Source organism: Hyphomicrobium facile (genome assembly GCF_900116175.1).
Lineage (GTDB): Bacteria > Pseudomonadota > Alphaproteobacteria > Rhizobiales > Hyphomicrobiaceae > Hyphomicrobium_B > Hyphomicrobium_B facile.
Genome location: NZ_FPCH01000003.1, coordinates 393,771 through 417,791, shown reverse-complemented (window position 1 = coordinate 417,791; position 24,021 = coordinate 393,771). Strand labels below are relative to the sequence as shown.

Sequence of the window (24,021 nt, the reverse complement as noted above, 5' to 3'; positions counted from 1 at the left end):
TAGCCAAAGGTCCTATTGATGACGCTTACACAGAGTATCGGCAACGCGCGTTCAAGTCTGTCGACGGTTTCTGAGCAAATCTCGGTAGTCTCGCAGAATATTGCGCGCGTAAACGATTCCGACGCGACGCGTAAGATCGCAAACGTCGTCACGGTAGGGGGCGGCGGCGTCAGCGTTGCTGGCATATCGCGGACTGCAAACAAGCTTCTGCTTGATACTTATTTGAGCGCGAATGCCAGTAATCAGACACAAACCGTGGTCAACTCGGCGCTCGACCGGCTTGAGAACACGGTCGGAGACACAGACTCTGAGAGCTCGCCCGCGGCTCTCATCTCCAAACTGAATTCGGCGCTACAAAACTATTCGGCTGCGCCTCAGAATGGTGCCGTTGCAGCGACAGTCGTCTCGGCGGCCCAGTCGTTGGCAACGGCTCTCAATTCCGCCACCCAGACCGTAACGAATATCCGAAATCAGGCCGATTCCGACATTGCGACGTCGGTCTCCAACGTCAACAATCTGCTCGCTCAATTCGAGAAGCTCAATCAGAGCATCGTGAAAGGAACGAGCAGCGGCGCAGACATCACGGACGTCCTCGATCAGCGCGATGCCGTCCTGAAGCAGTTGTCGACGGAAGTCGGCATACGCACCGTTTCGCGCGCCGGCGGCGATATGGCGATCTATACCGACAGCGGCGTCACGCTATTTGATAAAACCGCGCGCCAGGTCACGTTCGCTCCAACGTCCAATCTTTCGCCGAGTTCTGTCGGGTCTCCGATATACGCGGACGGGGTTCCGATCGCGGGCACGCCGCACACGATGTCGATCAGTTCCGGCAAGCTCGCGGGCCTTGTCGACGTCAGGGACAACATTACGCGGACCTATCAGAGCCAGCTCGATGAGATCGCTCGCGGCTTGATCGAAGCGACCGCCGAGACCGATCAATCCGCAACGCCGACGCTTCCGGCCGCAGCAGGTCTATTTACGTACGGTGGTGGGCCGGCAATTCCGGCATCGGGAACGGTCATCGCAGGCCTCGCGGGCTCGATCAAAATCAATTCGGCTGTCGACCCTTCGCAAGGCGGAAACGCGCAGCTTGTGCGAGACGGTGGCATCGCTGGAAACGCAGCTTATACGTACAACTCTACGGGAGCTGCATCCTACACGGATCGAATTCAGCAGTTGATTGCGAGTCTCACCGCGTCACGCTCGTTCGACGCTTCGTCCCAGCTGCCGCAAACGGTATCCGTCTCCGATTACGCAAAATCTTCCGTGGCATGGCTCGAAGCGCTGAGACAATCGGCAAGCTCCGAAGCCGAGTCCCGGCAAACCCTGGCCGACCGGGCGAGTTCCGCGCTCTCGAGGGAAACAGGCGTGAGCTTGGACGAAGAGATGACCAACCTTCTCGACCTGGAACGCACCTTCCAGGCCTCTTCGCGGCTGATAAATACGGTCGATAACATGCTTGCAACCCTCCTACAGTCGATCAACTAACATCATGATCACAGCATCATTCATATCGTCGGCTGGCCTAACGGATGAGACTCGTCGTTCGATGGCTCGCCTGCAGTCGCAACTCGTCGATGTTCAAAAGGAGTTGGCGACCGGAAGGCATGCCGACGTCGGAGTAACTCTTGGCGCGACCACAGGCGTCAGTGTTTCCATGCGGCAGGATCTCGAACAGATCGAGGCTATCAAGAATTCGAACAACCTCGTTCTGAGTCGGATGGAAGCTTCGCAATCCGCATTGCAGACCGTAGCGAAAAGCACATCGTCGTTCCTGTCGGCCTTGGTCAGCGGTGGCTCGGCATCGACGTCGCCCGAGACCCTCCTTCAAGCGGCCCAGGCCGGCATGCAAACACTTCAGGACCAGCTCAATTCGTCGCTTGACGGGCAGTATCTTTTTGCTGGCATCAACTCTGACGTCAAACCGATGGACGATTTCTTCGGATCGCCTCCGTCAGCTGCGCAACAGGCAGTTACGAATGCGTTCGTCACGAAGTTTGGCTTTAATCCGAGTGATCCCGCAGCGGCCAATATCTCGCCCTCGGACATGCAGGATTTTCTCGATAACGAGTTCGCTGCCCTGTTCACCGCTTCGAGCTGGTCGAGCACGTGGTCGGGTGCGTCCGACAAAGCAGTAAGCAGCAGGATTTCGCGAACCGAAATCGCCAATACTTCGGTAACCGCAAACGACGCCAATTTCCGCTCGTTGACCCAAGCTTTTGTGATGTTTGCGGGCCTCGGCTTCGGCAATCTCGGAAGCGGAACTCAGCAAGTCATCGTATCGAAGGCGCGAGATCTCGTCGCCAACGCAACGGGCGGACTTACTCAGGTCCAATCGTATCTTGGCGTAACGCAGAAGCGCGTTTCCGACTCGAACGACCAGATCGGCTCGCAGATCGATTTCCTCACGAAATCTATCGACAACCTCGAGCAAGTCGATCCGGCCGCCATCTCGACGAAGCTTTCAGAAATTTCGACGGCGCTTCAAGCGGCGTACTCGATCACCAACAAGCTGAACAATCTCACCATCATGGACTATCTCACGTGAGCTTAGGCAGCATCTAATATCAGGCTTCCGGAAGGCAGAAGATGTACAAGTTCTCATACGAAGAGACGTTGAGTGAATCCGGCAGCCGGCAACGCGAGAACGAGCGGCTGGCCATCGAGCAGTCGGTTGCACTCCTAAGGACGGCAGAAAAGGCAGGACCGCAGTCGCGTGAAGCGATCGATGCCATTTTCTTTCTCAATCGGCTTTGGAGCTTTTTCCTCGATGATCTCGCGAAGCCCGAAAATGGGTTGCCGGATGAAGTCCGGGCGGGTCTGATCTCGATCGGCATTTGGATGCTCAAGGAAGCCGATGCGATCAGCAAAGGCAACTCGCGGAATTTTGCGGGGCTGATCGACGTCTCGAATGTCATCGCGGAAGGGTTGTGATGGCCGGCGGCTTGAAAATTACCCTGCGTGCCGGTGAGCGGCTCTTCGTCAACGGCGGAGTCCTGCGCGTCGACCGGAAGGTCAGCATCGAGCTCATGAACGACGTCATTTTCCTTCTCGAGCAGCATGTGATGAAGCCCGAGGATACGACAACGCCGTTCAAGCAATTGTACTTCATGATCCAGATGATGCTGATCGACCCCTCATTGCACATGAAGGCGCAAACGATGGCGCGGGAATCCGTAGCCAATCTGCTCGGCAGTATCAGCGATAGGATTCTAAGGCAGGGTCTGCTCGACACCGCGGATTTGCTCGATAACGATCGCCCGTTCGAAGCTTTGAAGAAAGTCAGATCGCTGCTTCCGCAAGAGGCGGCGCTATTGAACACTGAGGAACAGAGCAAGGAGGTCGCATGACAGCCGTTTCGTCGACCAGCGGCACGACCGCTCAAACCGCCACCCAGGCGGCAGGAAAGTCAAACACGCTCAATTACAATGATTTCTTGAAGCTGATGATCGCCCAGTTGAAGAATCAGGACCCCCTGAATCCAACGGACTCGACACAGTACATGACGCAGATCGCTCAGTTTTCGAGCGTCGAGCAAGCCATCAACACGAACTCCAAGCTCGATCAGCTCCTCGTAAACTCGAATATCTCTCAAGCCAGCACCATGATTGGGCTGACGTTGAAGGCCCCGGATGGCACAACGGGTGTGATCCAATCTGTTCGGATCGATTCTTCCGGCTCCACAGCTATTCTGACCACCGGCAAGGAAGTGCCGATCGCGGCCGGAGTAACGATAGGCTTCCCGATGACATGACGGAAGGTGATGCGCTTCAAATCGTCCAGCAAGCGATCTGGCTGACCATTGTATTGGCAGGGCCCGTCGTCGGCTCTGCCATGGTAATTGGCGTAGGCGTCGCGTTCATTCAGGCGCTGACCCAAATTCAAGAAATGACGCTGACATTCGTCCCGAAAATCATCGCGGGCTTTCTGATCCTCCTGCTGACCGGTAGCTACAGTGGCAACTTGTTAAAGGTGTTCACTGAGCAGCTTTATCTGAGAATCGCGCTTGGCTTTAAGTGAACTAGCGTGCGTCCAAAGACCATTAATTGCGTTTTGCAAGCCGTAGCTCTTTGTGTAATCACATAAATAATCAATAAGAGTATTGCGCCTGCGGGCGACTCATGGTCCGTAGGCTGCGCCATGCGTTCCATTGCGTGGAGCGTCGTTAGTCATTCCTCGCTTGGTGATATCGGGAAAAATTCCGTCGCCAGGCGGATCGTCACTAAATCTGCCCAAGGTTTCCGCTTGGAAACCGGATGTGCAATAAATCTCAGGCAGATGTTCTTTTCAGCGAGACTAATCCCCTCGCCACTTTAGAGCTGAGCAAGATTATGAGCGCATCTGCACTTAAACAATTGCCTTCGTCCGCCATCATCATGTTGGGCAGTATCGCAGCAATCTGTTCAACCTTTCTGCTGTGGCATCTGCTGATGCACACGCAGATCGACGTTACCGCGATATCGAGCTGGTCGGACGTTTCTTGGCAAATTGCTGAAGTGGATTCGCGAGGCCGCATCGTGCGGCTAGGTTCTCATCCGTTTGCCCTTGCTATCTTGTTTGGAGCTGTCACGGCGGGATGCATGTCTTTCGCTTGGGGGGCTGTTCAGTTTTTCCGCGGCGGATTTGCTGCAGATAAGGAAGTTGACGAGCGGCTGTCGGAGCGTCTCGAGAAAGTCGGACAGGAACTGGACGACGAAGTCTTTTCAGTAATGCGCCTGCTGAAGGAGCATCTCGAGCTGAGCGGAACGCATTCAGACTCCCTGACGAAGGTCAGCAACACGCTCGTATCGTCGACGTCGCCCGAACGCGTCCGGTCGATAATCCAGATGCTGATCAGCGAGAACAAGAAAGTTCAGAATGAAGTGCGTGACCTCAATACGCGCTTACAGCAATCGCAACAGCAAATCGAAAAGCTAAGGGTTAGCCTTAGCGATAGCCATAAATTGGGAATGCTTGATGCCGTCACGTCGCTGAAAAACCGGCATTGGTTGGAGATCCACCTTCCGAAAGAGGTCGGCACCGCGAATGAAACGAAGGGCTCACTCTCATTGATCATGGCCGACGTCGATCATTTCAAGCGGATCAACGACTCGTTCGGGCATGCCGTGGGTGACGAGATATTGAGACGGTTCGCCGAGCTTCTCTCGAAAAATATCAAGGGCCGCGATACGGCAGCTCGCTATGGCGGTGAAGAGTTCATTATACTATTGCCGCAAACCAGGCTTGAAGGTGCGAAGAACCTCGGTGAACAGATCCGGGGAGAGCTTGAAAACAAGAAATGGATGCACCACAGAACGGGCCAGCCGATCGGCAAGGTCACCGCGTCATTCGGCGTCGCAGAATTACGCCCTGGCGAGGATTGCTATGCTCTCTTGGATCGCGCCGACTCCAAGCTTTACGAAGCAAAGGCCGGCGGCCGCAATCGTATTGTCGCCGACGAATAGAGCCCCCGGCCCAAATCTCTAAAGAAGAACGCTCAACGCGCTATCAATGGGTCGCCGTCGGTCAACGGCTCGTCGAATTGTACGCTGACCCGCTTGTTACGAGACCAGACGACAGTCCCCTTCAGTTTTTGACCGCTGCGAAGTTCGACGAGAACCCGCTCCTTCAATGCGAGATCCCGCTCGCAATCCAGGCCGATGCCGCTCTTCGAGATATCGCGTGCAAAGGCAATGGAGCTGCCAACTTTGTCGCTGATCTTGCATGGTTGCAGCAGGACATATCTCGGTGTCTTGCGGCGTTGCGGCAAAACAGGGATGGCGGCTTCCCCGAATTGATTGACGCAACCGTACGAGCCTGACTGCGCTTCCTGCAAGAATTTGCTGAGAATGAGCGCGTTGCCGGTGTAGACGCCGTTGAAGCGCCAGCGTGTCTCAGGTTCAAGTCGGCGCACCGCAATTTTGCAGTCCTCCGCCAGCTTCCGCCACAGCGCTGTAATTTGCTCGAGCTTCGCGAGCGATACGCCTGATCCGGAAAAGGCGCCGGCCTGGTCTATCAGCGGTATCGCGAGCTTCTTGGCGTCCAACAAATCGAAATAGATCTTGCTGATCGATGCGGCGAGTTCGCCGGAAATCCCGATCTCCTGCCACGCCCGTAGCGCGACGTTGATAATTGGCGGCTCGACGGGGACCAAGTTGCTGCACGATCGAAGAGTCCAGGTGCGTCCAAGAGCAAGCGCTGCATTCATGCAAGCCGCGATGCCCCCGATCTGTAGTGCCGTCCAATGAAATTCACAGATGAGCGCTTCGAAAAGCGCGTTGCCTTCGTCCGGTTCGTTGGAAATCCGCGTTCGCGGTACCGACGACCGCCGTGGTTCCGAAATCTTTAGCAGCGCCCTAAACACAGGTCAGTTCTCTCGGATGATATCGAAGTGGTGGGACGCACGGAGCACATAAGTCTTCAAAGAGGCTTCGAGAACAGCGTGCGAAGCTTTGCGGCAGGCACGGCCCGGGAAAAGAGAAAGCCTTGCGCCTCTACGCACCCTTCGGCCCGCAAACGATCGAGCTGTTGTTCGGTTTCGACGCCTTCGCCGACGCTCGTCATGCCGAGATTGTAGCCGAGCTGGATAATGGATCGCCGCAGGGTCGCAGACCGCTTGACGTTCGCGACCGCGGAGACGAACGAGCGATCGATTTTGATTTTATCGAACGGAAAGCTCTGTAGATAGCTGAGCGAAGAGAAGCCCGTCCCGAAGTCATCGATCGCAAATCGGACGCCCATTTTGCGCAAACGCTCGAGCGTGTCCGATGCAACGTCCCGATCCTTCATGAGGAGCGTCTCTGTAATCTCGAGGATGAGACGCGAGAGGGGAAGCCCTCTGCAAGCGTTCGTAACCTTATCTACGAGATCCTGGCCGCGGAACTGGGCAGGGGAAATATTGACCGCGACCCAGATGTCGTCGGGCCAGAGGCTCGCCTCGGCGCATGCCGTTTTCAGCACCCAATCACCGATCTGCCCAATCAACCCGCATTCTTCGGCGATTGGAATGAATTCGGAGGCCGGAATGAGCCCCCTCACCGGATGCGACCAGCGTATCAATGCTTCGCAGCCCACAATCCTGCGCGTTTTGACGTTCACGATCGGCTGATAGTGAAGCTCGAATTTGCTGTTCGCGATCGCCTCGCGCAGCCCCATGATGATTTGGTGCCGCGTCTGCAATCGTTCATGCATCGAGTGTTCGAAGAAACCAAATGTGCCTCTACCGAGCGATTTGGTCCGGTAAAGAGCCATGTCCGCGTTCATCATCAGCTGGCCGACTTCGATGCCGTCGGACGGTGCGACGGCAATTCCGATGCTCGTTCCGATCGAGACCGTATTCTCTTCGAGAACGAACGGCTCGGCGAAGGCGGCAATGATCCGCTTTGCAAGAGCCTCGATTTCTTCGATTGATCGGGGGGCCATTTGAATGATTGCGAATTCATCGCCGCCGAGTCGCGCGACCGTATCGGTTTCCCTGATCTCGGCCCGTAGCCTTTCGGCCACGGCGACCAATAGAGAATCTCCGATGGGGTGACCGAGCGTGTCGTTGACGGACTTGAACCGGTCGAGGTCCAGACAATGAAGCGCCAAGGACGAGCCGTTCTGGACCTGCTTTAGACCGACCCGGATGCGTTCTTGAAAAAGGGCGCGGTTCGGCAGGCCCGTCAGAACATCCTGGTGCGCAAGCCGCCCGATGGTCTCCTGATACCGCTTCCGCTCAGTCACATCGAGGTGGGCAGTCACGAACCCGCCGCCGGGCAATGCCGTGCCGCGAATCTCAAGGTAGGTTCCGTTGGGTCGTTGCCGCTCGAAGATATGTGTCTCGCCCTTGCGCGCGAGTTCGAGACGAGTGAGCACCTGTTCCTCGGCATCCCCCGGCCCGTATTCTCCGCGATTGGCGTTGAAGCGGTAAAGCTCTTCCAGCGTTGGGGGAGCGTTCTCGAAAAGTGAATCCGGATATTCGAGCAGCTCCCGCTGCTTGCTGTTGCAGAGGATTAGGCGAAGGTCGCGGTCGAAGACTGTGAGGCCGCCGGGGAAGCTGTCGACCACGGCTTGCAGCAGGGCGTTGCGGTCCTGGAGTGCCATGTGAAGCGTGACGGCAGTCGTGATGTCGATCTGAAACGACAGGAAGCCCTTGCTCTGGCGATCTCTGCCCTTGAGCGGAACGATGATTGAATCGACCCAATAGAACGAACCGTCCTTCGCCCGATTTTTCACGGGCGCGCGCCAGGTCTCGCCTTTGCGAAGCTTTCCATAGGCATCAGCCCAGAACTTCTTCGGGTGGTACCCGGAATTTAGAATCGAGTGGTCTTTGCCGACGACTTCGCCAATGCTGTAGCCGCTGATGCGCGAGAATTCGCTGTTCGCATGAACGATGCGGCCCTCAATATCCGTGATCGAAACGATGCCCACCTGATCAAGTGCGGACACGAAGGCCTTCGCATCCGAACTGGTGGTGAAATACGGACTGGTCGCATCTCTCTTGCGACCCCGCTTTGCAACAGGAGCGTTATAGGCAAGTCCGTCGAGATTGAAAGCCATGACGCCTTTAACCGATGAGCCTCGCATTGTTCCGCCCCGCTCTTTTCTACCGGTCGTAGTTGATCCCTTCGGATAGCCCTCGACCGAGAGGCAGCCCTTGACGGCAATTCCGTATTCTAAACCTTCTTTGGCAATCTAGGTTGGCATTATGCCTCCGCCCCCGACAGGAGTCGGTGACAGCCCATAACTCCAACAATTAAACGTAATGTCTTAAGGCGAGATTAGCTCGATCAGACGGCGAATCGTGTAGAGCTAACATGTTCCGTAAGCGGAGGAATCGTTTGTGGAACAGAAGCCGAATCCCTAGCCGCGATCAAGAACCGCACAATTATACCCACCTTATTATGGGTTTGTTTTTCCACGCTGATGTACGGCTGTCGGAGCAGGGTCCTTAATAGAATAGAAATACCGAGAAGAACTTTGGCGATAGAACGTCCCCGAGATCTGCGCAAATTTGGCCGGCGGCCGGTCTTCAAAGCCGCCGTTATCGAGCTTCACGATGGGCAACGGCTTTCCGGAACGGTCCTGGATTTATCGGAGGGAGGAGCGCGAATTAAGCTCCCCGAGCCCGAGCGCCTGAATGGCGAATTCTATTTGGAGATCCCGGGAGACGATTTAATTGTGAAATGCAGGCTCATCCGCATTGATGATGCGATAGCTGGTCTCAGCTATGTCAGGCCGCCGCGGCGCCTTTCGTGGGTGAGGAAATAGGCTGAATCCATCGCTGCCCAATAATAAATAGAAATTAACGTCTGAATCGCGCGAGAAATAAGCAGCGTAAGTCATTTAATAGGCAATGCCGGATTGTTTCAAATAAAAACGCATCGGCGCTAGTTTCGTAAACGAATTCGATAGTTTTTCAGACTAATTCTTGTGCACGGCTGCTTGATTAGTAAATCATAGGCATGACGCCGCGCAGCTGAGTCGGCAAGATCCGACATGTTCCAGGCTTTTAGAAAAAAGCAGGAACTACCGATGGGGCACGACAATTCGCGGCCGCTTCTTTCGTCAGTCCCGAAAGATCTAACGATCGCCGATCATTTCCACCGACGCAGCCTTCGCTGCTTTGGGGGCGATTGCTCGCGTCAGCTCCCCCCCTCTTTGAGTCCCTACAACCCGAATTCATGAATGGCATTGCGGGCGCCTGGGTCGATGCCGAATCGCACCGCACAATAATCGCTAGAAACAAGAGCAACGTTCCGAGGAAACAGGTTCAGCTATGGTCATAGGATATATCAATAGCAAATGGTCGATGCCGCGCCGGCTTGCCCTGATATCTGCGGTGTTTTTAATTCCATCGCTGATCCAGCTGTATATCTATGCAGATCATCAGCTCCAGCAGATCAGCACCCTTGATCGCGAAATCGATGGAGGCCGATTGGCATCCGCCGTCTGGACGAAGATGGCCGCCGATGAAACGACAAGGTCGGGCGACGGCGAGCTCGCCAAGCTCTCCAACATTTCACAAAGCCTCGGGGTTCAGCCGAGCGTAAACGCCTTCGAGAATGCCCGGTCGACGGACGAGCGAGTCCGTCTCGGCGTCGAGCTTTTGGATCAGATTGCGAGTTCGTCGGGTCTGGCCGCCGATGCTTCGGCTGCTACTTTCCACGCGCAGGACTTGATTGTGCAGCGCTTGTCTGGAGTGAAGCAGGCGCTGATCGATCTCAAATCCACGCTTGATACCGTGAGCGCCGTAGACGACCAAGCCAAGCTCGCAATCAATTACGCCGTATTAAGGCGAACCACGGAGAAATTCCGCGGCTCGCTGAATAAGCTTATGAGCGCCGATCTATCCGGTGAATCGAAGAGCGCGCTCGGCGACACGAACGTCAGGCTTCTCACGACGCTCGATCAGATTGCTGCGAAAATCAAAGCGGCTGACTATCGGCGAGCAGCGATCGGCAGCGACGTTATTGCATCGGTGAGCGACGCCAATAGCCTCGTCGCAACGTCGGCTGGCCAAATCAGCGATCTTTTTGACCGTCTCGCAAAAGACCATGCGGATGCTGCACGATCCTCTCTATACCGGACGCTTGCGCTGTTGATTGCTGCAACGGTCGCTGCTGTTGTCATGGTCGGTCTCATCGCAAAGGGCATTTCGGTGCGGCTCTCGAGCCTCGTCCGCGCGATGGATCAAATCAGCCATAAGGATTTGAGTGTCGAAGTCCCGTATCTCGCCGACAGCAACGAAAACGGCATGATCGCGAGTGCGCTCGCGCGCTTCAAGGAAGCCGTCGTCGAAAATAAGGCGATGACCGACGCCGCCGTCGATGCTGCAAAACAGCAGCAGGAGCAGAGCGAGCACTATGCGAAGGAGCACGAGCGCTTCATGGACGCGTTCACAAGCGCGGCCGAGCGTATAGCGAGCGGCGACTTCACGCATCGGATTACCGAAAAGGTCATTCCGGAGTACGAGGCCATCATCAACCAAATGAACCTGATGATGGGTCAGCTCGATGCCGCGCAAGCCGCGAAGATCGAGGCCGAGGGCCAGATCAATGTCGTCGTCCAATCGCTCGGAACCTCTCTGTCGGAACTCGCGCAAGGAAACCTCGAGACCTCCGTATACGCCGACATCGCTCCGGAGTTCGCGAAGCTCAAGACAGACTTCAATTCTGCGGCTTCGCAGCTGAGAAGCACGATCGAGCTTGTGAAAAAAGGTGCCGCCAGCATCAAGCTCGGCACTGAGGAAATTTCGCAAGCGTCCGACGATCTTTCGCGGCGCACGGAAAACCAGGCAGCAAGTCTTGAGCAAACGGCAGCTGCCGTTAAGGAGATTACCGATACCGTCAACAAGACGGCCCGCGGCGCCACCCATGCCCGGGAAACGGTGTCGACTGCCAAGGCAGACGCCGAGAAGAGCGGAGAAATCGTTCGCAAAGCGATTTCAGCGATGAACGGTATCGAAAGTTCGTCGAAGCAGATCAGTCAGATCATCGGCGTCATCGACGAGATCGCGTTCCAGACGAACCTGCTTGCTTTGAACGCTGGCGTCGAAGCAGCACGTGCTGGCGATGCGGGCCGAGGCTTCGCGGTCGTCGCATCGGAAGTGCGAGCCCTGGCGCAGCGTTCTGCCGAGGCGGCAAAGGAGATCAAAGGCCTCATTTCTGCTTCGACCGGACAGGTCGCACAGGGTGTGCAACTCGTTGGTGAGACAGGCTTGGCGTTGACTCGTATCGTGACCCAGGTCGCGGAAATCAACACCATCGTCACGGACATCGCGACCAGCGCCAACGAGCAGGCGCATGGACTTGAGCAAGTCAACACGGCCGTCAACGAGATGGATCAGGTCACGCAGCAGAACGCTGCGATGGTCGAGGAAGCGACGGCTGCAACGCAAACGCTTGCTCAACAGACCGAAGAACTCGTCCGCCTCGTCAGCCGCTTCAACACCGGCGACGACACGGTCATTGAAATGTCGACCCGGCGTGAACCGCCGAAGTCGATTGCCCGCCCGCAGCGCGCGCCGGCAAAGTCGAAGGTTGCCGCTGCCGGAGGCATGGGCCGGCGCAATGTGGCCTCCTCTGACGCCGGCTGGGAGGAATTTTAATGGCGCGCGCTAAAGCGAAAGCGGGGGCCAACGGTCCCCGCACGAAGAGCGTGCCGCGCAAGCCCGCAAAGTCGCGCCGCAAGGATGATGGTGGGGCGCAACTGATGGAAGGGGCCGCCGAAATGCCAAGTCCGGTTGAAGACGCCAAACTCGTCCTTCCGGATTCGTGCGATTCTTCGTCGGCTGCCTCCATCAAGGATCTGCTGGTCGCCCGTCGTGGCGCTCCGCTGGTCGTTGACGCGGGTCAAGTGAACCGGGTCGGCGTGCAGACGTTGCAGGTTTTGATGGCCGCGGCCAACACCTGGCGCAACGATGGCCAGAGCTATGCGGTGACAAATCCGAGCGCAGCCCTTCTCGACACGATCGCGCTCGTCGGATTGTCAGGCGACCAATTTCTTCTCGAAGGATTTTCCCCATGATGCAAACGATACTTACCGTCGACGATTCGCGCACGATGCGCGACATGCTGAAAATGGCACTCGCAGAAGCGGGCTTCAATGTTGTGCAAGCGGTTGACGGCGTTCATGGCCTGGAGGTGCTTCAGACATCCATGCCGGACGTTATCGTAACCGACATCAACATGCCGAAGATGGATGGCTTCGGACTTATCGAGGCTGTGCGGAAAGACAGCCGCTACCGCAGAGTGCCGATACTTGTTCTCACCACCGAGAGCGATGCCGCGAAGAAAGCGCGCGCGAAGGAAGCTGGTGCGACGGGCTGGATCGTAAAGCCGTTCGAACCGACGAAGCTCATCGCCGCTATCCGCCGTGTCGCCGCCTAAATCGAAATAAAAGAGCATCAACGATGACCGTCGATACGATGGCCGCAATCCGCCAGACGTTCTTCCAGGAGTGCGAAGAGCAGCTCTCGGAAATGGAACTCGGCTTACTTTCAATGGACGAAGGCAACACCGATTCCGAAACGGTGAATGCCGTCTTCCGCGCAGTGCACTCGATCAAGGGAGGCGCAGGCGCTTTCAAGCTGACGGCGCTCGTGCAATTCGCGCATACGTTCGAAACGGCACTGGATTACGTGCGGAGCGGCAAACTTCACCCGTCCGCCGACGTGATGAAAGCGATGCTCCGCGCCGCCGACGTGCTGGCCGATCTCGTGGCAGCATCTCGTGACGGCAAGGAAATCGACGAGTCGAGCTACGCGGGCGTCGCTGCAGACGTCAAGGCGCTGACGACCGTCGAAGGCGAGGAAGAAGTCGAGGAAGTCATCGAGTTCCAGCCGACGGTCATAGATTTCGGTCTTCCCGATATGGCGCCGGAGCCCACCGCGGCGCCAGTACATGAATATCGCGTCGGCTTTACGCCCAGGCCGGAACTCTACCTCAATGGCAACGAGACGGTGTTGATCGTCCGAGAGCTTTCTCGATTGGGCAATGCGGAAGTCAGCTGCGATGCGTCCGCAGTGCCGGGTCTCGATACGATCGATCCCAACGGCGCATATCTCTCTTGGAACATCAAGCTTTCATCGGAAGCACCGATCGAGGCCGTTCGCGAGGTGTTCGAATTCGTCGACGGAGAAGCGGAAATCTCCATCGAAGCAGATGGTCAATCCGAAGTTTCGGATGCAGCGATTGCCGCTCTGTTGGCGCAGGCGCTTGGCAACGCGTCCGCGGGCGAACCTGAAACGGCAGTGACTGAAACGAATTCTGAAGACCATCCACAATCTGCCCCCGCGCCGACGGAAGTGATCGCGAGCGAAACCGCGGCGGTGTCACCGCAAGCGACCGAGGCGAAGGCCGTCGCTGTGCAAACGCAGACGACCATCCGCGTCGAGTTCGATCGTGTCGACCGGCTGATCAATCTCGTCGGCGAGCTTGTGATCAATCAGGCGATGCTGTCTCAACGTGTGATCGAAGCGAATTTCGCCGGTTCATCATCGGTTATTATCGGCCTCGAAGAACTCGAGCAGCTGACGCGCGAGATTCAGGAAAGCGTGATGGCGATCCGCGCGCAGCCTGTTAAGCCTCTCTTTCAGCGCATGTCGCGCATCGTGCGCGAGCTGGCGGATACAACGGGCAAACAGGTTCGCCTCAAAACCGACGGCGAAGCGACAGAGGTCGACAAAACCGTCGTGGAGCGTCTGGCAGAGCCGCTGACGCACATGATCCGTAACGCGGTCGATCACGGTATCGAATCACCCGAGGAGCGTATTGCGGCCGGGAAGTCCCCCGAAGGCAACGTTCGTTTGAGCGCGGCTCACCGATCGGGGCGTATCGTCATCGAGATTTCGGATGATGGCGCCGGCATCAATCGGCCGAAGGTCCGCGCATCCGCGATCAAGAAGGGTCTTATCTCGCCCGACGCGCAGCTCTCCGATAGCGACATCGATAATCTTCTCTTCCTGCCCGGCTTCTCGACGGCCGCCACGATCTCGAACATCTCCGGCCGCGGCGTCGGCATGGACGTCGTCAAGCGCTCGATCTTGGCCCTCGGCGGCCGTATATCGATCTCGTCGCGACCGGGACAGGGCTCGACGTTCTCGATGAGTCTGCCGCTGACGCTTGCCGTCCTCGACGGTATGGCCGTGTCGGTCGCAGGTCAGACGCTCGTCGTGCCGTTGACGGCGATTGTCGAGACGTTGAAGCCGAAGAAGGGCGAGATTCACGGCATCGGCGCCGACAGCCGGGTCATGGCCATCCGCAATACCTTCGTACCGCTCATTGACGTCGGCACCCAGATGGGCTTCCGCGACACGCCGGCGGATCCGGAACGCAGCGTGGCGATACTGGTCGAGACCGGCGGCGGCGCGCGCAACGCGCTCTTGGTCGACTCGATCCAGGATCAGCGCCAGGTCGTCATCAAAAGTCTTGAAGCGAACTACGGCACAGTTGCCGGTATAGCCGCCGCCACGATTCTCGGCGATGGCCGCGTAGCACTCATTCTCGACGTCGACGCTTTGGTCTCGGGCTCGCTCGAAGAGCAGATCGGCGGCGACGTACACTATGGAACTGGAGGATAACGATCATGCAGGAAGTCGGTTCGTCTGCCAACTCCGCAAACCGCGAGTTCGTCGCTTTCCGCGTGGGAGCGCAAGAATTCTGCATCGACATTATGGGTGTTCGCGAAATCCGCGGTTGGACGCCCGCAACGCCGTTGCCGCACGCCCCCGCTTACGTGCGTGGCGTAATCAACCTCCGCGGCGCGGTTCTTCCGATCGTCGATCTCGCCATGCGGTTCGGCATAGGTCTCACTGAGCCGACAGCGCGAAGTGTCATCATCGTCGTGCAGGTCTATCAGCAGGTCGTGGGCCTGCTCGTGGATGCAGTTTCCGACATCCTGACGACGTCCGAAGCCTCGATGCAGCCGACGCCCGACGTTGCGTCGGATCTCGCGAAAACTTTTGTCAAAGGCGTCTATGCCGTTGAAGGCCGCATGATCAGCATCGTCACGCTGGAAAGCGTGCTGCCGATAAGCGCCAAGGCGGCCGCATGACATCCGCATTGGGGAGTTCCTCGTCGCGCGATTCCGGAGCTCTCGTAACAGGCGAGTTCGCGTTTTCGGCCGCAAATTTCCGCGAGATCGCAGACATCGCGAAGGCGGAGGCCGGCATTGACTTGCCGCAGTCGAAGGCGACCCTCGTATATTCGCGGCTTGCGAAGCGTTTGCGGGCGCGAGGGATCGCGACGTTTACCGATTACTGCGCGACGGTACGCGCCGATGCAGACGAGCGCGGCAGCATGATCGCTGCGCTGACCACGAATGTGACGCGCTTCTTCCGCGAGCCCCATCACTTCGAGCATTTGCGCACCAAGATCGTCGAGCCGCTTGCGGAGCGTGCCCGTCGGGGCGATCGCGTCCGACTTTGGTCGGCCGCGTGCTCAACCGGACAGGAGCCATATTCCATGGCGCTTACGGTGCTCTCGGCCATTCCAAATGCCGCCTCGCTCGACGTCCGCATCCTGGCAACTGATCTCAATCCCCACGTCGTCGCGCATGGAAAGAAGGGGCAGTATCAGAAGGAAGAGGTGCGTGATGTGCCGGCCGATCTGCGCTCCAAATGGTTCGAGCCCGTGCCTGGTGACAGCCGCGGCGCGATGCTGAAAATCTCTGACGAGGTACGCTCTCTCGTTTCGTTTCGTGAGCTGAATTTGATGGGGACCTGGCCGTTCAACGGCCCGTTTGACGCGATATTCTGCAGGAACGTCGTCATTTATTTCGACCGCGATACACAAAGCATGATTTGGAGCCGCTTGGCGCGTCTGCTGCGCGACGACGGCGCGCTCTACATCGGACATTCCGAACGTATGTCCGGACCCGCATCAGCATCGTTGTCCAGCGATGGCATCACGAGCTATCGCAAGAAGGGCGGCAAGCCATCATGAGAAAAGTCAAAGTTCTCGTGGTCGACGATTCGCCCACCATGCGCGGGCTGATCGCCACGGCGCTGACAAAGGATCCCGATATCGTCGTTGTGGGCGAGGCCGAGGATCCGCTTCAGGCGCGTCAGGCCATCAAGACGCTCAACCCCGATGTTGTCACGCTCGACGTCGAGATGCCGAATATGAGCGGCTTGGAATTTCTCGAAAAGATCATGCGGCTGCGTCCGATGCCGGTCATCATGGTTTCGACCCTGACGAAACGCGGTGCCGAGGAAACGCTTCAGGCGCTGGAGATGGGCGCGATCGACTGCATAGAAAAACCGCGGCCGGGAAATGAGCACAGCTTCGAAGAGCTGCCATACAAGGTCAAGATCGCAGCGTCGGCCCGCGTGAAGCCTCTGATCAGAACGGAAGACAGCCATCGGCAGGCAAGAGGCATCCGATCGGCACATGAGTCGTATGTTTCCGACGGCCGCGTGGTTGCCATCGGCGCATCGACAGGCGGCGTTGAAGCTCTTCTGGAACTGCTGTCCGGATTTCCAGAGAATTGTCCGCCGACCGTCATAACTCAGCATATGCCGCCTGCATTCACGCACAGCTTTGCCGACCGTCTCGATAGGCTCTGCGCGCCGAAGGTTCAGGAAGCGACCGACCATGCAAAGCTCTTGCCGGGGAACGTCTTTCTCGCGCCGGGAGGAACGCGTCACCTCGAAATCACGCCGGATCTTCGTTGCCGTTTGAAGGCCGGCGAACGCGTCAGCGGGCATTGTCCGTCGGTGGACGTGCTCTTCAACTCCGTAGCGCGCTCTTGCAAGGGGAACGCAGTCGGCGTCATTCTGACCGGCATGGGAAAGGACGGCGCGGCGGGCCTGCTCGCCATGCGTCAGGCTGGCGCCAAAACGTTCGGCCAAAATGAATCCAGCTGCATCGTCTATGGAATGCCGAAAGCGGCATTCGAAGTCGGTGCCGTTGAAAGTCAGCTGCCCCTCGACCGCCTTGCGGCAGCGATCATCGCAGAAACGTCAATGAAGAAGAAAAACTAGGAGGCGAATACCATGCCCTCAATGCAGCAATTGCAGATTCTGGTCGTTGATGACACGTCCGTCAGCCGGGCGCTTCTAACCGACGGTCTTGATCAGATTGGGTTGAAGAACTTCAAAGTCGCCAAAGACGGCGAAGAGGGGCTGAAAATGATGATGACGGCGCCCTGCCATCTCGTCATTTCGGACTACAACATGCCCAAGATCGACGGCATTCAGCTTTTGCGTGCGCTGCGCCAGCATGCGCCCACAAGCAAAGTCGGCTTCATCCTCGTGACGGGTAAGGGCGACAAAGCTCTGATCGACGAAGGCAAGAAGTGGGGGCTCAATAACTTCCTCGCGAAGCCGTTCGCTGTGCCACAACTCAAAACGTGCATCGAAGCTGTTGTCGGTAAGTTGACATGACGTCCGCCGTAAAGACGGAAAATCGCGTCCACATAATTCAAGGCGAGTTCTTCGTCACTAGCGACCGGGATGTCATGGTGACGACGATTCTCGGGTCTTGCATTGCCGCATGCATTCGCGATCCGCTTGCGGGAGTGGGCGGCATCAACCACTTTCTTCTGCCCGGTAACCTCGGTGCGACCGCAGCAGAGGACGAACGCATGGGCGTCCATCTGATGGAAATGCTCGTCAACGGCCTGCTGAAGGCTGGTGGCCGGCGTGATCGGCTGGAGGCGAAATTGTTCGGAGGCGCCCGCACGGTTCGCTCTCACTCCGACATCGGAAAGCACAACGCTGAATTCGCGCAACGCTTTCTCAAGGCCGAAGGTATTTCCTATGTCGGTGGCAGCACCGGCGGTTTGCAGGGGCGGCGTATCCAGTATTGGCCGGTTTCAGGACGTGCGCGGCAAATTTTGCTCGCGGGCCCCGCGAAAATCGAAAAGCCCGTGCAGATGCCCGTCGCAACGGTCGATGTCAATGCCGGCGAACTCGAACTTTTCTGATCGCTTTTTTGGGGACTGGGAAGAGATGAACGACGGCAATCGACACGATGGATCGCGGCGCACAGGCGTGCCCGTACAGGAGATCTTGACGACGGTCTCTGAAGAGATGCGGATGATGTCGGATACCGCCAGCGATCTTCAGGATCTGATCAGCAACCTCGTCGTGGCCGGAGCGTTCGGCGGCTCGCAATCCCTGTACGAGCTGCAAAGCCTCGATCGGCTCTGCCAGAATCTCGGTGCAGTCGCCGACTTTCTCGCTGGCGTCTCAAAAAGCTCGTCGCTCGATTGGAAGGTCGACATTGCCGATGCCGCTCAAGCAGTAAAACTCGCCGATCTTTCTGATCGGCTGACCGGGCGGCAGACGCCAAGTGATCCGCCCAATGAAGAGACGGGCGAGTTCGATGATTTCGGCAATTGGCCTATGACGGGCTGACCGGCGCTTAGGATCCGACGAATTCGCGTGCGGCCGCAAGCGACGCGAAGCGACGTCGCCCGATAAGCGTATCGATCTCGATGGATCCATCGTCATATTCAAGATATTCGCGGCCGGCGAGCTTTCCGCCAATGACGGGCTTTCTGGGCTCTGGCAGCGGCGGTGGAACCGTTGCGGCAGGCAGCGCAGGCTTGCGTGCGTCGTCGGCAGGCGCTTGCCAGAAATTGAGTTGCTCCCCAATGCGGATCATTGACCCGCGGCGCTCGATGATGGGAGCGAGCTTCATCGTCACCGCTGCAATCAGGATGCTTTGCATGACCGCGAGCGCCATCAGTCGATGAATCCAGATCTCGGGCTCATCGGACAGCAGCGCCGAATAGCCGATCGCGAAGATCAGCACCGATAAGAATCCAAGACCGGCGAATATCGCGAAGGCTGCCATGCCGCCGCGCTGCCGTGGAGTCACGGGCTTGCGGGAAAGCCCTGCATCGCGCGCTAGCCGAAGCTTGAGCTCGGCGGCTGTTTGGCGGAAGACGGCATCGAAGCCGAAGTTACTATCGATTGCGCTCATTGTTTTTCATCATGTCCGCTTTTGAGAGATAGGTCCAACTGTCGATCACGATGTCCTTGATCACGTCCCGGCCGAGTCGCTTATTGGCTCCGGCCGCGATGTTGGCTGCGAGATCTTTGATGGCCTGTTTGCGTCCGGTCCTGATATCGTTCGGCGTGGTCTCGTAGATCTGCCGAAACGCTTCGTCGGCCACGAACACTTCCGGTTGGATCGTGCTGAGTTTAACAAGTTCGGAGTCCGCCGTGAACTGCATGCGCGTCACGACATAACCCATGACTTCACCGTTCGTCAGGATCGGCACGCTGACCATATGAGTTTTCATCATCTGCAGCTTGGGGCCCGTTTCCTTCGCCGTATCCGTCTTCGCATTGGATTTCCAGGAAACAGCGCCATAGACGCCGCCGATCGTGGAGAGACAGGCGATGAGCGATAAGACGAGTAGTCGGATCACGTCGGGCTCCGCTGCGGTCCGATGTGACGAGTATAAGTGCCGTCCGATTCCGCGCTCTGGATGGCGAGGGACAGCATCGCCGTGATCTCCTTGACCGCATCGAGGTGAAGGCAGATCTTGCGAAGATTGATGGCGAGCTTGGCGCGGAATGCCTGAAGCTGCATGTTGAGTTCGTCATCGACGTCGGCCGGTTTCAACCGCCGCATGGCCTGGCTGAGATCAACGAGACCCTGGCTCTTGCGATCGTTTGAAGCCTTGAGATCGAAGTTTGGCACTTTGTCCAAAGCTGCGATTTCCTCGTCGAGGCAACTGTCGATACGCTGGATGACCTGGATCACAAGTGCGCGCGCGGCTTCGATGTCGCGCGTAACGGCGCGGCTAGGCAGCACAGACCGAAGGCCGCTTTGAACAACAGCGCCGGCGCGCGTGACGGCTGCGGGCGAAGGTTGGTGAGATCCGGCTTTTGCTTCCGCCGCCGCACTGCTCATTTTACTGTCCTCTGGAACCGTCGGGTTCCGGTTTGATGATCATTTGCGCGATGCCGATCGTTCCCGATTTCGACAGAGTGGTCGCTAAGGTATCGACCATCATTCCCCGCCATACCGTTCCCGCGGTGCCATCGCCGAAGAGAGATTCCGAATCCTTCGGCATCCACTCTTCCAGCATCTGCCGGAGATACATTGCCTCGAACTGTTGGCCGGCTTCCTTGGCCTTGCTCTTCTGCGTCTGGCCGGTCTGTTCCTGCGCTGCGGCGTCAACGGAGCGAACGTCGGCGGATGGCGCCGGCCGGACTGTCTGTCGGGCGGTCCACATGGCCTGATCGGCGGCAGCTGTGGGCGAAATGATAGGCATAGCTCGTTTCGGTTGCGGAGGATGAAGCCTCACGATGAACGAGTAGACTTACCCCGGCCTTGCGCCGCCGTAGCTTGCTGAAATTCGAGCAAAGCCTCGAGTTCCCGCTGCTCGGATTTGCGGGATTCCTCGGCTCGAACGTCAGCCAGCAAGGAATTCGCAGCGCGCGTACGGGCTGCAGCCGCGGCATAGCGAGCGAGCACCGCCGCATGTTCGTTCGAGAGACGCTGAAGGCGCCGCTGAATGTTCCCAAGGCTCCGCGACATCAGCGCCAGAAAGGGCTCGTGGACCGCGGATGGATTGGCGAGGGTGGCGATGATCTCTTCCTGCGAGCTCCGAAGTTCACTGATTTGGCGGGTCAATTCGCCGACCCTGGCTCTCTCGGTGGTCTCGAGATCACGAAAGACTTCGACGAGCCGACTGACTTTTTTCGATGATCTAGCCATTTTGGCCAAGGTTCTGGATCGCCTGTGTCACCAGGGAGGAAAAAATCTCCATGGCCGATTTGTCGATCTGCAGCAACAGAAAGAGACCGCCGAGCACGACGAACGGTGTCGATACAAAATAAATCGGTATCTGCGGCACCATCTTGTTCAGGAAGCCGAACGCGAGATTGACCGTCAGCGAATAGACGATGAGCGCAGCGCTTAGCTGCAGCGTCAACTTGAAGGCGAGCCCGACCTGCCCGACGATCATCTGCAGATTTGGCGGCGCCGCAATCGCCACCCCGACTTTGAAGGCGTCGTATGACCGTTCCAGCATACGAATGATGTTGATGTGCTGGTTGGTGATGAAGAAAAGCACGACGGCGGGCATCGTTACGAGAGACGCAAACGGCGAAGAAGGGTCGTTGTTGTCGATTGCACGAGAGAAGACCGATCCGTATCCGGCCAAGTTCGCCATGGCCGTGGCGACGAACTCGAGTGCCATGAATAGAACGCGCACCAGAAATCCCAAAAGGATTCCGGTCGAGGTTTCGATCATGATCATTCCGAGCAAGTTGCTCGGTGTTTCCCCCGCCGACGGACGAACGGAATCGTACACGAGCGGCGTAATCGCGAGAGAAACGGCCACGGCAACGAAAAGTCGAAGCTGAACCGGAATGCGCTCGCTCGAAAGTCCGGGCAGCAGCATGAAGCAAGCGCCCACGCGACAGAAGACAAGGAACGGAACCAGAATGGTTTCGTGAGTGAATTCGGTCATGAAACCGAGCCGAGAGATTGAATCTGGACGCCGCGGCTGATCTCGAGATGAGAGAGGACAGGCAGCGTTCCGTAGAGGCGCTCCGTAACCGTGTGAACGTAGGGGCGCGTCTCGGCGGCAGTGACGAGAACGAATTGATGGCCCGCGTCCATGAGCGGCTGAACCATTCGGCTGAGATCGCCCCCGAACTGCTCGATGAGACGCGGTTCGATGTCGAACTCGACGACTTCGCCCTTGGCATCGCGCTTGAGCGCCTGATGGAAGGCGAGCTCCCAGCGATTTCCAAGCCGCACGACCTTGAGATAGTTGCCTTCGCTGAGATCGCCGCAAATCTGCGACGCGAGGCGCATGCGCACGTGTTCTGAGATCTGCTCGGCCTTGCGCGAGAACGGTGCGATCTCCGCAACGGCTTCGAGAATGAGGTGCAGGTTCCGGATCGAAATGCGCTCGGCGAGCAACAATTTGAGGACGCTCTGCAGGCCGGAGTACGAGATCTGCGCCGGGCAGATTTCTTCCAGCAGCTTGCGATACTCGGGGTCGAGCCGCTCGAGAAGCGCGCGAAGATCGCGATATGAAAAGAGCTGCGCCAAGCTGTTGCGGATGACTTCGGCAACATGCGTCAGCAGCACGGATGTGTTTTCGACCGGAACGAAACCGTCGCGCTTCAGCGCGTTCGTGAAAATGTCCGGTATCCACAAGGCCTTCATGCCGAATGCAGGTTCGCGTGTCTCGTCTCCCGGCGCCTCGGGCTTCGGGCCGTCGCCGACAACGACGAGCACGTCCCCGAGCCGAAGCTCGGCAGTCGCGATCACCGTCCCATGGACCTTGATCTGATAACTCTTCGGCGGAACAGAAAGATCTTCGACGAGCTTGATGTCCGGAACGACGAAACCGTACTGCTTGGCGAACTTTCGCCGCATCTTGGCGACGCGCAGAGGCAGATCGCCGGTCGTGCGCATCAGGACGGTCGAAATTTGCTTGCCGAAGCAGATCTCGATTTCCGTCGTCTTGAGCTGTTCGCGGATGGACTGACGCGATTGCTCTTCGGCAGACGGAATTTCGCTCGCGGATTGCGCTTTGGATGCAGCTTGCGCGCTTTCGCCTCTCTGTCGAACGATGCGCATGCTGATGAACGAAAGCATGCCGCCGATAGGGGCGAATACATACCAGGGCAGACCCGGTGCCAGAGCCAGCAGCAACATCACGCCGCCTGTCACCATCAACGCGCGGGGATAATTGCCGAGCTGGCTGACGATGATGCCTTCCGTCGAGCCCTGGGTGCCGCCCTTCGACACGAGAAGGCCCGCCGCGAGCGCGACGATGAGCGCGGGCATCTGGGTGACGAGGCCGTCGCCCACCGACAGCAACGTAAAAGTCTTGGCTGCGGTATCGAATGCCAGATCGTGCTGCGTAACGCCGATGATGATTCCGCCGAAGATATTGACCGCAGTGATGATCAACCCAGCGATGGCGTCGCCGCGAACGAACTTCGAGGCGCCGTCCATGGCGCCGAAGAATTGGCTTTCTTCTTCAAGTTCCCTGCGGCGCCGGATGGCTTCCTTCTCGTCTATCGACCCGGCCGCGAGATCGGCGTCGACGGCCATCTGCTTGCCCGGCAGCGAATCGAGCGTGAAGCGCGCACCGACCTCGGCGATACGCGTCGCGCCCTTCGTGATGACCACGAAGTTCACGGTGATGAGAATGATGAAGACGATGATGCCGATGACGAAATTGCCGCCCATGACGAATTGGGCGAAACCGGCGATGACGTGGCCGGCGGCGTTTGGTCCCTCGGCGCCTTGCGAGAGAATAAGGCGCGTCGTCGCGACGTTGAGAGACAGCCGGAGCAGCGTCGCGATCAGCAAGATAGTCGGAAAGGCGGAAAATTCGAGCGGCCGGCGTATCCACAACGCGACCATCAGGATCACGATCGACAGCGCGATGGACAAAGCCAGCCCAAGATCGATCATGAACGCCGGAAGCGGCAGGAACAGGATCATCAGGATGGCGATCATGCCCACGGCCAAACCGGCGTCGCGCTGACCCAAATTTAGGTCGACGCCGCCCTCAGCGGTTTTCGTGGCTGCCATGATCGAAAAAATCCCCCAAACTTTGGGG

27 protein-coding genes are annotated in these 24,021 nt (G+C 57.8%); 19 read left to right on the top strand and 8 right to left on the bottom strand.

The window, feature by feature from the left end; translation table 11 throughout:
- Positions 1–18: 18 nt before the first annotated feature.
- The 7 genes from flgK (at position 19) to BM399_RS15000 (ending at position 5,447) form a co-directional block, all read left to right on the top strand.
- On the top strand, positions 19–1,491 hold the full coding sequence (flgK, locus tag BM399_RS15030; protein WP_092868573.1) for a flagellar hook-associated protein FlgK: 1,473 nt from the start codon (positions 19–21) through the stop codon (positions 1,489–1,491).
- Positions 1,492–1,495: 4 nt separating this feature from the next.
- A complete protein-coding gene (locus BM399_RS15025; protein WP_092868572.1) occupies positions 1,496–2,551 on the top strand; it encodes a flagellar hook-associated family protein in 1,056 nt (351 codons plus the stop codon).
- Between the two features lie 41 nt (positions 2,552–2,592).
- On the top strand, positions 2,593–2,937 hold the full coding sequence (flaF, locus tag BM399_RS15020) for a flagellar biosynthesis regulator FlaF (protein WP_092868571.1): 345 nt from the start codon (positions 2,593–2,595) through the stop codon (positions 2,935–2,937).
- Entirely contained in the window at positions 2,937–3,353 is a 417-nt protein-coding gene (gene flbT, locus BM399_RS15015) for a flagellar biosynthesis repressor FlbT (protein ID WP_092868570.1), read from the top strand. The genes flaF and flbT overlap by 1 nt, the downstream gene beginning before the upstream one ends.
- Entirely contained in the window at positions 3,350–3,757 is a 408-nt protein-coding gene (flgD, locus tag BM399_RS15010; protein ID WP_092868569.1) for a flagellar hook assembly protein FlgD, read from the top strand. The genes flbT and flgD overlap by 4 nt, the downstream gene beginning before the upstream one ends.
- Entirely contained in the window at positions 3,754–4,023 is a 270-nt protein-coding gene (fliQ, locus tag BM399_RS15005) for a flagellar biosynthesis protein FliQ (protein WP_092868568.1), read from the top strand. The genes flgD and fliQ overlap by 4 nt, the downstream gene beginning before the upstream one ends.
- Positions 4,024–4,583: 560 nt before the next feature.
- The gene (locus tag BM399_RS15000; RefSeq protein ID WP_244531279.1) at positions 4,584–5,447 is read left to right on the top strand and encodes a GGDEF domain-containing protein; all 864 of its coding nucleotides are present in this window, start codon (positions 4,584–4,586) and stop codon (positions 5,445–5,447) included.
- A gap of 32 nt (positions 5,448–5,479) precedes the next feature.
- On the opposite strand, the gene BM399_RS14995 is transcribed toward BM399_RS15000, so the two are convergent.
- Both BM399_RS14995 and BM399_RS14990 read right to left on the bottom strand, forming a co-directional pair.
- Positions 5,480–6,346 (bottom strand): PilZ domain-containing protein, encoded by an 867-nt coding sequence (locus tag BM399_RS14995; RefSeq protein ID WP_092868566.1) that lies wholly within the window; start codon positions 6,344–6,346, stop codon positions 5,480–5,482.
- 56 nt (positions 6,347–6,402) lie between these two features.
- The gene (locus BM399_RS14990; protein WP_244531278.1) at positions 6,403–8,523 is read right to left on the bottom strand and encodes a bifunctional diguanylate cyclase/phosphodiesterase; all 2,121 of its coding nucleotides are present in this window, start codon (positions 8,521–8,523) and stop codon (positions 6,403–6,405) included.
- 366 nt (positions 8,524–8,889) lie between these two features.
- On the opposite strand from BM399_RS14990, the gene BM399_RS14985 reads away from it, so the two are divergent.
- The 11 genes from BM399_RS14985 (at position 8,890) to BM399_RS14935 (ending at position 18,826) form a co-directional block, all read left to right on the top strand.
- Entirely contained in the window at positions 8,890–9,234 is a 345-nt protein-coding gene (locus BM399_RS14985) for a PilZ domain-containing protein (protein WP_244531277.1), read from the top strand.
- A gap of 508 nt (positions 9,235–9,742) precedes the next feature.
- On the top strand, positions 9,743–12,073 hold the full coding sequence (locus BM399_RS14980; protein WP_092868564.1) for a methyl-accepting chemotaxis protein: 2,331 nt from the start codon (positions 9,743–9,745) through the stop codon (positions 12,071–12,073).
- The gene (locus tag BM399_RS14975) at positions 12,073–12,492 is read left to right on the top strand and encodes an STAS domain-containing protein (RefSeq protein WP_092868563.1); all 420 of its coding nucleotides are present in this window, start codon (positions 12,073–12,075) and stop codon (positions 12,490–12,492) included. The genes BM399_RS14980 and BM399_RS14975 overlap by 1 nt, the downstream gene beginning before the upstream one ends.
- Positions 12,489–12,854, top strand: coding sequence for a response regulator (locus BM399_RS14970; protein WP_092868562.1), 366 nt, complete (start codon positions 12,489–12,491; stop codon positions 12,852–12,854). Before BM399_RS14975 ends, BM399_RS14970 begins: the two co-directional genes overlap by 4 nt.
- Positions 12,855–12,877: 23 nt before the next feature.
- A complete protein-coding gene (locus BM399_RS14965; RefSeq protein WP_092868561.1) occupies positions 12,878–15,046 on the top strand; it encodes a chemotaxis protein CheA in 2,169 nt (722 codons plus the stop codon).
- Between the two features lie 5 nt (positions 15,047–15,051).
- Entirely contained in the window at positions 15,052–15,519 is a 468-nt protein-coding gene (locus tag BM399_RS14960; RefSeq protein WP_092868560.1) for a chemotaxis protein CheW, read from the top strand.
- Positions 15,516–16,409: a CheR family methyltransferase gene (locus BM399_RS14955; RefSeq protein WP_092868559.1), complete on the top strand. Its 894-nt coding sequence runs from the start codon at positions 15,516–15,518 to the stop codon at positions 16,407–16,409. The genes BM399_RS14960 and BM399_RS14955 overlap by 4 nt, the downstream gene beginning before the upstream one ends.
- Entirely contained in the window at positions 16,403–17,449 is a 1,047-nt protein-coding gene (locus BM399_RS14950; RefSeq protein WP_425284099.1) for a protein-glutamate methylesterase/protein-glutamine glutaminase, read from the top strand. Before BM399_RS14955 ends, BM399_RS14950 begins: the two co-directional genes overlap by 7 nt.
- A 12-nt stretch (positions 17,450–17,461) precedes the next feature.
- Positions 17,462–17,851, top strand: coding sequence for a response regulator (locus BM399_RS14945; RefSeq protein WP_092868557.1), 390 nt, complete (start codon positions 17,462–17,464; stop codon positions 17,849–17,851).
- Complete coding sequence (locus tag BM399_RS14940) at positions 17,848–18,393, top strand: chemotaxis protein CheD (protein WP_092868556.1); 546 nt, start codon at positions 17,848–17,850, stop codon at positions 18,391–18,393. The genes BM399_RS14945 and BM399_RS14940 overlap by 4 nt, the downstream gene beginning before the upstream one ends.
- Before the next feature lie 25 nt (positions 18,394–18,418).
- A complete protein-coding gene (locus BM399_RS14935; RefSeq protein WP_092868555.1) occupies positions 18,419–18,826 on the top strand; it encodes a hypothetical protein in 408 nt (135 codons plus the stop codon).
- Between the two features lie 7 nt (positions 18,827–18,833).
- On the opposite strand, the gene BM399_RS14930 is transcribed toward BM399_RS14935, so the two are convergent.
- From BM399_RS14930 to BM399_RS14915, 4 genes are read right to left on the bottom strand one after another with little or no spacing between them, the layout of a single operon-like run.
- Positions 18,834–19,397: a hypothetical protein gene (locus BM399_RS14930; protein ID WP_092868554.1), complete on the bottom strand. Its 564-nt coding sequence runs from the start codon at positions 19,395–19,397 to the stop codon at positions 18,834–18,836.
- Entirely contained in the window at positions 19,381–19,848 is a 468-nt protein-coding gene (locus tag BM399_RS14925) for a flagellar basal body-associated protein FliL (protein ID WP_092868553.1), read from the bottom strand. Before BM399_RS14925 ends, BM399_RS14930 begins: the two co-directional genes overlap by 17 nt.
- The gene (locus BM399_RS14920) at positions 19,845–20,336 is read right to left on the bottom strand and encodes a hypothetical protein (RefSeq protein ID WP_092868552.1); all 492 of its coding nucleotides are present in this window, start codon (positions 20,334–20,336) and stop codon (positions 19,845–19,847) included. The genes BM399_RS14925 and BM399_RS14920 overlap by 4 nt, the downstream gene beginning before the upstream one ends.
- A gap of 1 nt (position 20,337) precedes the next feature.
- The gene (locus tag BM399_RS14915) at positions 20,338–20,700 is read right to left on the bottom strand and encodes a rod-binding protein (RefSeq protein ID WP_092868551.1); all 363 of its coding nucleotides are present in this window, start codon (positions 20,698–20,700) and stop codon (positions 20,338–20,340) included.
- 74 nt (positions 20,701–20,774) lie between these two features.
- Here BM399_RS14915 and BM399_RS21240 point away from each other — a divergent pair, with 74 nt between their 5' ends.
- Entirely contained in the window at positions 20,775–21,137 is a 363-nt protein-coding gene (locus BM399_RS21240) for a hypothetical protein (RefSeq protein ID WP_177228181.1), read from the top strand.
- A 1-nt stretch (position 21,138) separates the two neighbouring features.
- On the opposite strand, the gene BM399_RS14905 is transcribed toward BM399_RS21240, so the two are convergent.
- Positions 21,139–21,903, bottom strand: coding sequence for a flagellar biosynthetic protein FliR (locus BM399_RS14905; RefSeq protein ID WP_092868549.1), 765 nt, complete (start codon positions 21,901–21,903; stop codon positions 21,139–21,141).
- Positions 21,900–23,993, bottom strand: coding sequence for a flagellar biosynthesis protein FlhA (flhA, locus tag BM399_RS14900; RefSeq protein WP_092869125.1), 2,094 nt, complete (start codon positions 23,991–23,993; stop codon positions 21,900–21,902). Before flhA ends, BM399_RS14905 begins: the two co-directional genes overlap by 4 nt.
- Positions 23,994–24,021: the final 28 nt, after the last annotated feature.